Annotated in this window: 9 protein-coding genes; 6 read left to right on the forward strand and 3 right to left on the reverse strand. The window is 71.8% G+C overall.

Annotation, left to right across the window (positions count from 1 at the left end; genetic code table 11):
* Positions 1–309: 309 nt before the first annotated feature.
* Positions 310–1,407, reverse strand: a complete 1,098-nt coding sequence (gene recA, locus AB0H81_RS09395) for a recombinase RecA (protein WP_358371528.1) — start codon at positions 1,405–1,407, stop codon at positions 310–312.
* Positions 1,408–1,663: 256 nt separating this feature from the next.
* Here recA and AB0H81_RS09400 point away from each other — a divergent pair, with 256 nt between their 5' ends.
* The 3 genes from AB0H81_RS09400 to AB0H81_RS09410 all read left to right on the forward strand — a co-directional run bounded on the left by AB0H81_RS09400 (position 1,664) and on the right by AB0H81_RS09410 (position 3,620).
* Positions 1,664–1,876 carry a hypothetical protein gene (locus AB0H81_RS09400; protein ID WP_358371531.1) on the forward strand — a complete coding sequence of 71 codons (213 nt, stop codon included), beginning with the start codon at positions 1,664–1,666 and terminating at the stop codon, positions 1,874–1,876.
* 297 nt (positions 1,877–2,173) lie between these two features.
* Complete coding sequence (locus AB0H81_RS09405; protein WP_358371534.1) at positions 2,174–2,764, forward strand: DinB family protein; 591 nt, start codon at positions 2,174–2,176, stop codon at positions 2,762–2,764.
* A gap of 580 nt (positions 2,765–3,344) precedes the next feature.
* Positions 3,345–3,620 carry a hypothetical protein gene (locus AB0H81_RS09410; protein ID WP_358371536.1) on the forward strand — a complete coding sequence of 92 codons (276 nt, stop codon included), beginning with the start codon at positions 3,345–3,347 and terminating at the stop codon, positions 3,618–3,620.
* A 209-nt stretch (positions 3,621–3,829) separates the two neighbouring features.
* Here AB0H81_RS09410 and AB0H81_RS09415 read toward each other — a convergent pair whose 3' ends face one another.
* On the reverse strand, positions 3,830–4,024 hold the full coding sequence (locus AB0H81_RS09415) for a DUF3046 domain-containing protein (protein WP_358371539.1): 195 nt from the start codon (positions 4,022–4,024) through the stop codon (positions 3,830–3,832).
* A gap of 43 nt (positions 4,025–4,067) precedes the next feature.
* Here AB0H81_RS09415 and AB0H81_RS09420 point away from each other — a divergent pair, with 43 nt between their 5' ends.
* Entirely contained in the window at positions 4,068–4,262 is a 195-nt protein-coding gene (locus AB0H81_RS09420; protein WP_358371541.1) for a hypothetical protein, read from the forward strand.
* Between the two features lie 107 nt (positions 4,263–4,369).
* Here AB0H81_RS09420 and AB0H81_RS09425 read toward each other — a convergent pair whose 3' ends face one another.
* A complete protein-coding gene (locus AB0H81_RS09425; protein ID WP_358371544.1) occupies positions 4,370–4,858 on the reverse strand; it encodes a VOC family protein in 489 nt (162 codons plus the stop codon).
* An 88-nt stretch (positions 4,859–4,946) separates the two neighbouring features.
* Here AB0H81_RS09425 and AB0H81_RS09430 point away from each other — a divergent pair, with 88 nt between their 5' ends.
* The gene (locus AB0H81_RS09430) at positions 4,947–9,860 is read left to right on the forward strand and encodes a DEAD/DEAH box helicase (RefSeq protein ID WP_358371547.1); all 4,914 of its coding nucleotides are present in this window, start codon (positions 4,947–4,949) and stop codon (positions 9,858–9,860) included.
* Positions 9,861–10,788: 928 nt separating this feature from the next.
* Positions 10,789–12,405 (forward strand): ribonuclease Y, encoded by a 1,617-nt coding sequence (gene rny / locus AB0H81_RS09435; RefSeq protein WP_358371550.1) that lies wholly within the window; start codon positions 10,789–10,791, stop codon positions 12,403–12,405.
* Positions 12,406–12,464: the final 59 nt, after the last annotated feature.

Here is a 12,464-nt window from a genome sequence, read left to right on the forward strand (position 1 = left end):
CCGGAGCGGGACCCCGCCGAGCCGGAACGGGACCTCGCCGAGCCCGAACGGGACCCGGCCGAAGCACCGGAACGGAAGCCGGACGTCGAACCGGCCTCGGAGAAGCCGGACGTCAGGCCGGACCGGGAGGAGTCGGACGTCGAGCCCGCCCCGGACCCGGCCGACGAGTCCCGCTGACCGCGTCTGCCCTTGCGGCCGGCGGTGGACGGCGGGAGGTCTGGCCGGGCGCCCCAGTCGCGATCGTGGGGCGCCGGGTCGTTGCCGCTCATGGCGCGGCCGATGGCCGGTGTTCAGTCATGGGCGGACCGATCAGACGTCACCGGGCTTCGGCGTGGCGGCGGCCTTCGAGCCGCGGCCCGTGGGAGCGGGCGCGGCCGGCGCCGGCGGGGCGGCCTCGGCGGGGGCGTCGAGGCGCGGACCCACACCCAGCTTGTCCTTGATCTTCTTCTCGATCTCGTTGGCCATGTCGGGGTGGTTCTTCAGGAAGTTGCGCGCGTTCTCCTTGCCCTGGCCGAGCTGGTCGCCCTCGTAGGTGTACCAGGCGCCGGACTTGCGGACGAAGCCGTGCTCGACGCCCATGTCGATCAGGCCGCCCTCGCGGGAGATGCCCACGCCGTAGAGGATGTCGAAGTCGGCCACCCGGAAGGGCGGGGCCATCTTGTTCTTCACGACCTTGACGCGGGTGCGGTTGCCGACCGCCTCCGTGCCGTCCTTGAGGGTCTCGATGCGGCGGATGTCCATGCGGACCGAGGCGTAGAACTTGAGCGCCTTACCACCGGTCGTGGTCTCGGGCGAGCCGAACATGACGCCGATCTTCTCGCGCAGCTGGTTGATGAAGATGGCGGTGGTGCCGGTGCTGTTGAGGGCGCCGGCGACCTTGCGCAGCGCCTGGGACATGAGGCGGGCCTGCAGACCCACGTGGCTGTCGCCCATCTCGCCCTCGATCTCGGCCTTGGGCACCAGCGCGGCCACCGAGTCGATGACGATGATGTCGACGGCGCCGGACCGGATCAGCATGTCGGCGATCTCGAGCGCCTGCTCACCGGTGTCGGGCTGGGAGACGAGCAGGGCGTCGGTGTCGACGCCGAGCTTCTTGGCGTACTCCGGGTCGAGCGCGTGCTCGGCGTCGATGAACGCCGCGATGCCGCCCGCCCGCTGCGCGTTGGCCACCGCGTGCAGGGCGATCGTGGTCTTACCGGACGACTCGGGACCATAGATCTCGACGATGCGGCCACGGGGCAGACCCCCGATGCCCAGCGCCACGTCGAGGGAGATCGAGCCGGTGGGGATCACCTCGATGGGAGCCCTGGCGTCATCGCCGAGGCGCATGACGGAGCCCTTGCCGAACTGCCGCTCGATCTGGGCGAGGGCGGTCTCGAGGGCCTTCTCGCGGTCGTTGATAGCCATGGGAGCTCCCCCTGAAGGGTCGTGGTCCGATTCAGTCGAGTGAAAGCTACGGCCTGCCACCGACATTTTCTGCGGGGTGTCGGGGAGGCGGGGTCCCCGGCGTTTTCCATGGTAGCCGAACGGCTGTTCGATCACACCGGTAACACGCGGCCCGGGAGCGTCCGGGGGCGGGTGTCCTGTGACGGCGAATGCTGATCATTGTCGCCGGAGGTTGATGCCACTAGTTTCGTGACACCTGGCGCGTCCGGCCCATCTGATGGTCGGCGAGCGGGTGCGCTTCGATGGCCAGGTCCGCGTCGTACTGGTGGTTTCGGGCCACGCGGTGACGCTGTCTCAGCTCGGTGGCCGGCCCCGGTCGGTGCCGCCGGCCCTGCTCTTCGCCGATGACGAGTTCGAGATCATCGACGGCGCAGAACGGGGGCCGCTGCCTGCGGTGTCCTTGGTGGAGACGCTGCCGCACCGGTGCTGAAGGGACTGTGGTGGGAGAACCACGTCCTGGAGGTCTTGCACGGACTGCCACCGGATGCACCCGAGGCTGCCGAGCCGAAACCGGAGTATGCGCCGACCCGGTCGCTGACGTCCCGGGAGAGGTCAAGGCGGCCGAGTTGACGGCCGCCGGGCACCGGGTGAGCGCGAGCACGGTGGCGAACTGTCGCCGCCGCTATGAAAGCGGCGGCCAGTGCGGCTGTGAGCGATAGTTGGCGGAGCCGACGCCAGGCAGCTCGCAACCTGGGCCCACCGGCGCAGACTGACAGGATGGTGACCCATGATCGACGATCTCGCGAAAGACAACCTGCACGGGAGACTGCGGCGGGACCGCAAGGCGCTGCTCTGGAAACTCGACGGCTTGTCCGAATACGACGTTCGCCGACCTTTGACAGCGACCGGGACCAACCTCCTCGGCCTGGTCAAACACGTGGCCACCGTCGAGGCCAGGTACTTCGGCGAGGTCTTCGACCGCCCTTCCCCGGAGCCGCTGCCCCGGTGGCAGGACTCCAACGGCAGCGATCTGTGGGCGACCGAGGACGAGACCCGCGATCAGATCATCGGGTTCTACCGGCGCACGTGGGAACACTCGGACGCGACGATCAACGAGCTTCCCCTCGACGCCCCCGGCCACGTGCCGTGGTGGCCGGAGTCAACGCCGGCCTGGCACACGAACCTGTTCGCCATCATGGTCCATGTCCTCGGCGAGTCCACCCGGCATGCCGGGCACGCCGATATCCTGCGCGAGGGCCTCGACGGCCGGACCGGGTTGCGCGCCGAACACGAGAAGCAGATCGACGAGGAAGCCCGTGCAGCCTACTGCGCGAAGATCGAGCAGGCCGCCAGGGCGGCAGCACCAATCGAGGCCTGACCGCAATCCAGCCGCCGTGGCCCCGTCAAGGGCGGGCCACGGTTCACCGCCGCCCCCACCAGCAAGATCACTTGAACGCCACATGTCGGACTGCTGCGACGCGCTCTTGACGACCTCGAGGCGCTCTCCGCACGCTCGGTTCTTCTTGGGTCCGGGCCGCGTTCGGTCGACTTGGCCTACGTGAAGGAAGAGATCATCGTCCTCTGACCTGCTGGAAGGGTTCTCCAACCTGGATAACCATCGCGCTCGCTCCGACACTCGAACTTCGATGGCACACGCTCAGCCTTCGCTGTCACAGGACTGACGGACACCGGCCGGAGCGTGCTCGTCACGCGCCGCCCGCCGGTCTTCCCCCGTCCGCTCGCGGTCTTCCCCCGCTCGCCCGTCTTCTCGCCCCCTGCCCGATCGTGTCGCGTTCGCGCCTGTTTCCGCCTGGTTCGGCGGCTTCGATCGGGGCGCTGTGTGAGTGCGTCGCGACGGTACGTCCGGGTTCGCTCGCGTGTGCAGTGGTTTGCGATCTGCGGGTTGCCAGGCGTCATGAGCTGGGGAGACTCAAGGGTAGAGGGTTGGAGGCGGCGACGTGTCAGGCACGTACACCGGAGAGCGGCGCGCCCATCTGGAGGCTCTCGCCGAGCTGCTGCCCGAGCAGGGGTTGGTGAGCCGCATGATCGGCGGCGACGATCCGATGCTCTGGGTGTGGCATCCGCAGACCGGGCGGCAGACGATCATCTTCGCCACTCCCTCGCGCGGCGGATGGATCTTCCTGTGGGCACCCGGAGGGCAGGGACGCGTGGACGAGCTGGCGCGTACGGCCGGCGCGTTGCGGCAGACACTCGACACGCCGCCCGCGAGATAACACGCTCCGCCTGAGGTGATACACCCCGCCTGAGGTAACACATCCCGCTTGAGGTGACAGGCCCCGACGAAGAAACACGCCCTCGTGCGACGTACCAGGTCCCAGGCGAGGCGAGAGGTCCGGGTGAGGCCGGAGACGCCCCATGCCAAGCGACATGCCGCCCCGGTGACGTAGGGGAGCGGAGCCCACTCGAGGGTGACGGTCTCAGGTCACCGCAGCTGCGGCGACACGTCCTCCACCTGGCAGACAGCCCGCCAGACGGTCTTGGCGCTCTCGCCCTCCGCCAGCGCCTGCGTGACCGTGCGGCCGTCCAGCGGCGCCAGCACGTAGTCGCGGGCCCAGGAGTCGGCATAGGCGTCGCCGAAATGGGCGCGCATCCGTCTCCAGAACTCGGTCAACCGCATCACTCAAGTATGGGACCACCGGTGGCATGGGTACGACAGACCCATGGCCAAGACTCACAAACCCTCGCCCCCGAAGACCGCCAAGATCAAGGCGAACCGCGCCAGGCGCCGCGTTTTACGGCTCGTGCAACGGTTGGCCGTGCAGAAGGACAAGGCGGAGAGGTCCGAGCGGCACGCCGGCATCAAGCGCGAACCGCGCGCGGGCCTGCCCAGGACGCGCCGGGCGTCGCGGCGATAGGCCGGACCCGGTCACAGAACCAACCGGTGTCCGTCCGGCCGGCGACGCGGGTCCGCGCGAGCGGTGATCGGCGGCGGCCAGTGGGACCGGCGCGGCGTCGCGTGAGGTCAGAGCACGCGTGAGCCGTACATCTCGCCGAGATGGTCGGCGAGCAGCTCCAGGCGGGCGCCGTCGGGGTCGCGGAAGTAGATGGAGGCGCCGCTCTCGATCTGGTGCGGCACGCCGGCCATCTCCAGCTTCCCGCGCAGGCGCTCCCACGTGGCCGGGTCGACGGAGATCGCGATGTGGTGCAGCCCGCCGAGCACCTCCTGGTACGGGCCGAGGTCGAGTCCCGGGAAGTCGAAGAAGGCCAGCAGGTTGCCGTTGCCGATGTCGAAGAAGAAGTGGCTGGAGCCCTTGTAGTCGCGGTTCTCGAAGATCTCCGTGAGCGGGAACTCCAGAAGCTCCTGGTAGAACCGGACCGTCCGCTCCACGTCCGACGACACCAGAGCGAAGTGGTGCAGGCCGCGGGCGCTGCTGGGAGGCCGGCGCGGTAAGAGGTAGCGCTCCCTGATCTCGTCACGGCGCGCGTCCATGGCTGCGTTGTCGATGCTCACGGTCGCTCTATGTCCGCCTGCGTGCCGCTCAACCACCCGGGGCGGCCACAATGCGTTTTCTGTCGGTACGGCGAGGCACTATGGGCAGGTGAGCTCGCTCGACCATTTCAGCCAGGTGACCAGGGAGTGGTTCTCCGGGGCCTTCGTCGCGCCCACGACGGCTCAGGAGGGCGCGTGGCAGTCCATCGCCCGGGGTGACAACACGCTGGTCGTCGCGCCGACGGGCTCCGGCAAGACGCTGGCCGCGTTCCTGTGGTCGCTCGACCGGCTGGCCGCCGAGCGTGCCGAGCCGGCCCAGCCCGCCGCGCCGGCCCAGGGCGGCACCGGCGCGTCCCGCCGGAGAGGCAAGGAGGACGCGCACCGTCAAGGCGGCACGAAGGTGCTGTACGTCTCGCCGCTCAAGGCGCTGGCCGTCGACGTCGAGCGTAACCTCCGCGCCCCCCTGATCGGGCTCAAGCAGACGGCCAGGCGGCTCGGTCTGCCCGTGCCGGAGATCTCGGTGGCCATCCGGTCCGGCGACACCCCTGCCGAGGACCGCAGGCGGTTCGCCGCCCGGCCGGCCGACATTCTCATAACGACCCCCGAGTCGCTGTTCCTGCTGCTCACCAGCCAGGCGCGCGAGGCGCTGCGCGACGTGCGCACGGTGATCATCGACGAGGTGCACGCCGTCGCGGCGACCAAGCGCGGCGCCCACCTCGCGCTCAGCCTCGAACGGCTCGACGCGCTGCTCGACCGGCCCGCCCAGCGGATCGGCCTGTCGGCGACGGTCCGGCCGGTCAGCGAGGTGGCGGCGTTCCTGGGCGGATCCCGGCCGGCGACGGTGGTGCAGCCGCCCTCCGACAAGCGCATCGAGGTCGATGTCGTCGTCCCGGTCGAGGACATGACGGAGATGGAGGGCGCGCCGCGTCGCGACGACGGCGACGACCTGGTGCCCGACCCGGCGAGCCGTTCCATCTGGCCGCACGTCGAGGACCGGCTGTTCGACCTCATCGGGTCCCACAGCTCCACGATCGTGTTCGCCAACTCCCGGCGGCTGGCCGAGCGCCTGTGCACGCGGCTCAACGAGCTGGCGTACGAGCGCGCGTACGGCCCCGACACCGTCGACCTGTCGATCTGGGAGACCGGCCCGGCCCCGGACGGCGACGCCCCACCGCCCCGTCACGAGCGGCCGGACGCCCGTCAACTGGACGGCGAGCTACAGGACGGCGAGCTACAGGACGGCGAGCAACAGGACGGCGAGCAACAGGACGGCGGCTACGTGGACAGTCGTCAGGAGAGCGGTCGTCAGGAGAGCGGGCGCCAGACGGGTCGTGGCGGGCCGGTCCGGCGGACACCCGCCGAGATGATGGCCCAGGCCGGCGCCAGCAAGGGCGTGACGACCGAGATCGTCCGCGCTCACCACGGGTCCGTCTCCAAGGAGGAGCGGGCGCAGATCGAGGAGGCGCTCAAGTCGGGCCGGCTGCCCGCCGTGGTCGCCACCTCCAGCCTGGAGCTGGGCATCGACATGGGCGCCGTCGACCTGGTCGCCTGCGTCGAGGCGCCGCCCAGCGTGGCGAGCGGCCTGCAGCGCATCGGCCGGGCCGGTCACCAGGTGGGCGCCGTCTCCAGGGGCGTGATCTTCCCCAAGTACCGCGGCGACCTCGTCCAGACCGCGGTGGTCGCCGAGCGCATGAAGAACGGCGAGATCGAGGAGCTGCGCTACCCCCGCAACCCCCTCGACGTCCTCGCCCAGCAGATCGTGGCGATGACCGCACTCGACGAGTGGACGGTCGACGAGCTGGAGGCCGTCGTCAAACGCGCCGCCCCCTACGCCACGCTGCCGCGCAGCGCGCTGGAGGCCACGCTCGACATGCTGGCCGGCCGCTACCCGAGCGAGGAGTTCGCCGAGCTGCGCCCGCGCGTCGTGTGGGACCGGGTGACGGGCATCCTGCGCGGGCGTCCGGGCGCCCAGCGGCTGGCCGTCACCAACGGCGGCACCATCCCCGACCGCGGCCTGTTCGGCGTGTTCCTGGTGGGCGAGAAGGCGTCGCGGGTCGGGGAGCTGGACGAGGAGATGGTGTACGAGTCGCGGGTCGGCGACGTGTTCGTCCTCGGCGCGACGTCGTGGCGCATCGAGGACATCACGGCCGACCGCGTCCTCGTCTCCCCGGCTCCCGGCCAGCCGGGCAAGCTGCCGTTCTGGCACGGCGACGCCCCGGGCCGGCCGGCGGAGCTGGGCGCGGCCATCGGCGCGTTCCTGCGCGAGCAGGCCGCCGACGGCTCGGTCGAGCGCGCGCGGGCCGCCGGGCTCGACGAGTACGCCGCCGCCAACCTCAAGTCCTACCTGGCCGAGCAGCGCGAGGCGACCGGCTACGTCCCCGACGACCGCACCCTCGTGGTCGAGCGGTTCCACGACGAGCTGGGCGACTGGCGGGTGGTCATCCACTCCCCGTACGGCGCCCGCGTCCACGCGCCCTGGGCGCTGGCGATCAACCGGCGGCTGCACGAGCGCTACGGCCTCGACGTGCAGGCGGTCCACTCCGACGACGGCATCGTGCTGCGCATCCCCGACACCCTGGCCGAACCGCCCTCCGACGTGGCCGCGTTCGACCCGGAGGAGATCGAGCAGATCGTCACCGAGGAGCTGGGCGGGTCGGCGATGTTCGCCTCGCGGTTCAGGGAGTGCGCGGGGCGGGCGCTGCTGCTGCCGCGCCGCACCCCCGGCCGGCGCAGCCCGCTGTGGCAGCAGCGGCAGCGGGCGGCCCACCTGCTGGGAGTGGCCTCGAAGTACGCGTCGTTCCCGATCGTGCTGGAGACGATGCGTGAGTGCCTGCAGGACGTGTTCGACGTGCCGGGGCTGGTCCGGCTGATGCGCGACATCGCCGCGCGCCGGGTGCGCGTGGTCGAGGTGGAGACGTCGCAGGCGTCGCCGTTCGCGGCGTCGCTGCTGTTCCACTACGTGGGCGCCTTCATGTACGAGGGCGACGCGCCGCTGGCCGAACGGCGGGCGCAGGCGCTGGCGCTGGACACCTCGCTGCTGGCCGAGCTGCTGGGCCAGGCCGACCTGCGCGAACTGCTCGACCCCGACGTGATCTCCGACGCCGAGCGGGAGCTGGCCAGGCTCGACCGGCCGCTGCGCGACGCCGAGGACCTGGCCGACCTGCTGCGCTCGCACGGGCCGCTGCTCGCGCCCGACGTGAGCGTGCGCGGCGGCGACCCGGTCTGGCTGGAGGAGCTCGAACGCGCGCGGCGGGCGATCCGGGTGCGCGTCGCGGGCGAGGAGCAGTGGACGGCCATCGAGGACGCGGCGCGGATGCGCGACGCGCTGGGCGTGCCGCTGCCGGTCGGGGTGCCCCACGCGTTCCTGGAACCGGTCGCCGACCCGCTGGCGGACCTGGTGGCGCGCCACGCCCGCACGCGCGGGCCCTTCCACGCGGGAACGGCGGCGGCCCGGTTCGGGCTGGGCGTGGCCGTGGTACGCGACGCGTTGCACCGCCTGGCCGCGTCCGGGCGGGTGGTCAACGGCGAGTTCAGGCCGGGCGGCAGGGGTGAGGAGTGGTGCGACGCGGGCGTGCTGCGCATGCTGCGGCGCAGGTCGCTCGCCCGGCTGCGCAAGGAGGTCGAGCCGGTCGCCCCGGAGACGCTGGCCCTGTTCCTGCCGGCCTGGCACGGCATCACCGGCTCGACCGGGCCCGGAGCGGCGTCAGGGCCCGGAGTGTCAGGAGCGAGGGGGCCGGCGGGCGCCGGAGGGGCGACGGGCCATGCCGGGGCGACCGGGGCCGGAGGGGCGACGGGCTATGGCGCGGCGACGGGGGCCGCTGGGGCCGCGCGGGCGATGGACGCGCTGGTCCACGCCGTCGAGCAGCTCCAGGGCGCGGCCGTGCCCGCCTCGGTGCTGGAGTCCCTGGTCCTGCCGTCGCGGGTGCCCGGCTACCATCCGGCGCTGCTCGACGAGCTGACCTCGTCCGGCGAGGTGATCTGGGCCGGCCAGGGATCGCTGCCGGGCGGCGACGGGTGGGTGTCGCTCTACTTCGCCGACACAGCGCCCGTGCTGATGCCCGAACCCGCCGAGATCACCATGACGCCGGTCCACGAGCAGGTGCTGGAGGCGCTCGGCGGCGGAGGGGCGCTGTTCTTCCGGGGGTTGTCCGACCGGCTCGGGTCGCTCGACGACACGACGCTCGCCACGGCCCTGTGGGACCTCGTGTGGTCCGGCCGCGTGTCGGGTGACACGCTGGCGCCGCTGCGAGCGACGCTGGGGTCCGGGCGTCCCGCGCATCGCCCTGCCACGACGCGGCGGCGCCGAGCCGTGCTGCCCACCCGGAGCGGGCCGCCGACCGTGGGCGGGCGGTGGTGGCTGCTGCCCGCCCCCGCCGGTGACGCGACCCAGCGGGCGCAGGCCCAGGCCGAGGTCCTTCTCGAACGCCACGGGGTGCTGACTCGCGGCGCGGTGACGTCCGAGCGGCTGCCCGGCGGGTTCTCGCCGGTCTACCAGGTGCTGCGCGCGTACGAGGAGAGCGGCCGGTGCCGGCGCGGCTACTTCGTCGAGGGGCTCGGGGGCGCCCAGTTCGCGCTGCCGGGGGCGGTCGACCGGATGCGGGCCATGGCGCCGTCCCTCGCGACCACCGGCGAGCCGCCGGGCGAGCGCGGGGCTACGCGACGGGCGGTGGTGCTCGCGGCGGCCGACCCGGCCAACCCCTACGGTGCGGCCCTGTCGTGGCCGGCGCATCCCGGGGATGTCGCGCACAAGCCCGGGCGCAAGGCCGGCGCGCTGGTGGTGCTGGTCGACGGATTCCTCGTGCTGTACGTCGAGCGGGGCGGCAAGACGCTGCTGTCGTTCACGGATGACGAACGGCTGCGCCCGGCAGTGGACGCGCTGGCCCTCGCCGTGCGCGACGGGGCGCTCGGCAAGCTGACCGTCGAGCGGGCCGACGGCGCCTCCATCACCGAGTCGCCCCTGGCCGAGGCGCTTGAGGCGGCGGGCTTCCACCCGACGCCACGGGGCCTGCGCCTGCGGGCTTGACGGACGGTTCGCCCGAGCGGCACATCGGAGCGGCGACGGGGTGGCTTGCGGGGACGGCTCGAGGGGGCGGGGTGACGGTCTGGTTTGACGGGGTGGTCTGACGGGCGGGCACCTCGGGGTCGCGTCGTCTCGGGGTTGCGTCGCTTCGGGGTCGCGTCGTCTCGGGGTTGCGCCACCTCGGGGTCGCGTCGCTTCGGGGTTGCGGCCTGTCTGCGTTGCGTCGTCTCGGGGTTGCATCCTGTCGGGTGTGTGCCGTCCTTTCTCGGCGGGTCTTCTTACGGCGTGGCCAGTTCCTTTGGGCCCCCGGTTACTGGAAATCTGGGGAAAGTGAGGCTGCCGGGGTTTATGTGGCGATATATGGGGGAAAGGGGCCTGTCGTGAGATCGCGCGGCGCCTGCCGCGCCGCGCTCCAGGCGTGCATCCCCGAGGGCGACGCTCAGCCGGGCGCCCAGGGCGACCCCCGCCGTGCTGTACTCACCCAGGCAAGGCCCGACGTGGTGGCGCCCGCGGGTAATGTCCGGACGTGCGCGCCGCGCCGCTCGAGGCCGCCGCTTGCCGTACACGTGCCATTTCCCAGGATCGCGCGATATCCGGGCGAATGACGAGAAGCCATCCCGTAAGACACGCTTGATAACGCGTTTGCTTGCTCGTGACTTGTTCGACGCATAACCTCGACGGCAGTGAGGAGTTACTCCGCGCTGCGCGGATTGCCATACCGGTGACGTACGAACGAGCGAGCTTGACTGATCGAGGCGGGCGAGACCCCGGCTGTCGCGGCCGGCGTCCGGCCGGGCTCCGGCCTGGCTTCCGCCTTGGCTGATATCCGCGTCGTGATGACGCCGATCGGGCGTTCCGCGCCGCGCGTGTGACCCCTCGCGTTCTGTGGCCGCATTTACGGGTGTTGACGACGCGAGGAGGGCGGGAGCGCATGGGGCCGCTTGTCGTGGTGTTGTCTGTGGCGGTGCTCCTGCTCACGTTCGGCATGATCGCCACGCTCTTCGTCGTGGTCCGCCGCACCTCGGGTCTCACGCCGCAGCCTGCCAAGCCGTCCACCGAGCAGCTCCAGGCCGTCCACGAGGAGCTGGAGCAGGCCCGCCAGGAGGCCGGCGAGATCCGCGGCAAGGCGGAGTCCGACGCCGAGGAGATCCTGCGCCGCTCCGAAGCGGCGGCCGAGAGCGCCGCGCGGATGCGGCGCGAGGTCGAGGAGGAGGGCCGGATCCTCAAGTCCGAGCTCAAGGAGCTGCGCGCCGACCTCGAACGCCGCGAGACCCGCCTCGCCGAGCGCGAGGAGCGCCTGGACGAGGAGGCCCGGCGGCAGGCCGAGCACCAGCGCAAGCTGGGCGAGGACGAGGCCCGCCTCGCCGACCGGAAGGCCGAGCTGCTCCAGGTGGAGGACGAGCGGCGGGCGCTGCTGGAGCGGGTGGCCGGGCTGACCGCCGCCCAGGCCAAGGCGGAGCTGGTCAGGGAGATCGAGAACCAGGCCAAGCGCGAGGCCGTGCTGATCATCCGGGAGATCGAGGGGCAGGCCCGCAAGGAGGGCGAGAAGCGCGCCGCCAAGATCGTGACGCTGGCGGTGCAGCGGGTGGCGGCCGAGCAGACCGCCGAGTCCGTGGTGAGCGTGCTGCACCTGCCGGGCGACGAGATGAAGGGCCGCATCATCGGCCGCGAGGGCCGCAACATCCGCGCGTTCGAGTCGACGACCGGCGTCAACCTCATCATCGACGACACCCCCGAGGCCGTGCTGCTGTCCTGCTTCGACCCGGTACGCCGCGAGACCGCCAGGCTGACCCTGGAGAAGCTCGTGCTCGACGGCCGCATCCACCCGCAGCGCATCGAGGAGGCCCACGAGCGCAGCCGGGCCGAGGTCCAGGACCTGTGCGCCCGCGCCGGCGAGGACGCGCTGGTCGAGCTCGGCATCACCGACATGCACCCGGAGCTGACGCTGCTGCTCGGCCAGCTCCGCTACCGCACCTCGTACGGGCAGAACGTGCTGAAGCACCTCATCGAGTCGGCGCACATCGCCGGCATCATGGCCGCCGAGCTCAAGCTCGACCAGCGGCTGATGAAGCGCTGCGCCCTGCTGCACGACATCGGCAAGGCCCTCACGCACGAGGTGGAGGGCAGCCACGCGCTGATCGGCGCGGAGATCGCCCGCCGGTACGGCGAGTCGGAGGACGTGGTCCACGCCATCGAGGCGCACCACAACGAGGTCGAGGTCCGCACCGTCGAAGCGGTTCTCACGCAGGCGGCCGACGCGATCAGCGGCAGCCGTCCCGGTGCGCGCCGCGAGTCGCTGGAGGCGTACGTCAAGCGGCTGGAGCGGCTGGAGGAGATCGCGCAGTCGTACGACGGCGTGGAGAAGGTCTTCGCCATGCAGGCCGGCCGGGAGATCCGGGTCATGGTCAAGCCGGACGCGATCGACGACATCCAGGCGCAGGTGATCGCCCGGGACGTCGCCAAGCAGGTCGAGGAGGAGCTGACCTACCCGGGGCAGATCCGCATCACGGTCGTCCGCGAGTCGCGCGCCACCGAGTTCGCCCGCTGACCCGCCGCGGGCGCCGGCCCGGCACAGAAGCGGTGGGCGGCGCGGGTGGTGGAGCGCCT

Origin of the sequence: Nonomuraea sp. NPDC050691 (assembly GCF_040654455.1) — a bacterium.
Lineage (GTDB): Bacteria > Actinomycetota > Actinomycetes > Streptosporangiales > Streptosporangiaceae > Nonomuraea.

What these genes read in the sequence shown, in the direction of transcription:
- AB0H81_RS09420 (WP_358371541.1), top strand. Translation starts at nt 4,068, where the DNA reads ATGGCCAAGACTCACAAACCCTCGCCCCCGAAGACCGCCAAGATCAAG.
- rny (WP_358371550.1), top strand. Translation starts at nt 10,789, where the DNA reads ATGGGGCCGCTTGTCGTGGTGTTGTCTGTGGCGGTGCTCCTGCTCACG.
- recA (WP_358371528.1), bottom strand. Translation starts at nt 1,407, where the DNA reads ATGGCTATCAACGACCGCGAGAAGGCCCTCGAGACCGCCCTCGCCCAG.
- AB0H81_RS09415 (WP_358371539.1), bottom strand. Translation starts at nt 4,024, where the DNA reads ATGCGGTTGACCGAGTTCTGGAGACGGATGCGCGCCCATTTCGGCGAC.
- AB0H81_RS09400 (WP_358371531.1), top strand. Translation starts at nt 1,664, where the DNA reads ATGGTCGGCGAGCGGGTGCGCTTCGATGGCCAGGTCCGCGTCGTACTG.
- AB0H81_RS09405 (WP_358371534.1), top strand. Translation starts at nt 2,174, where the DNA reads ATGATCGACGATCTCGCGAAAGACAACCTGCACGGGAGACTGCGGCGG.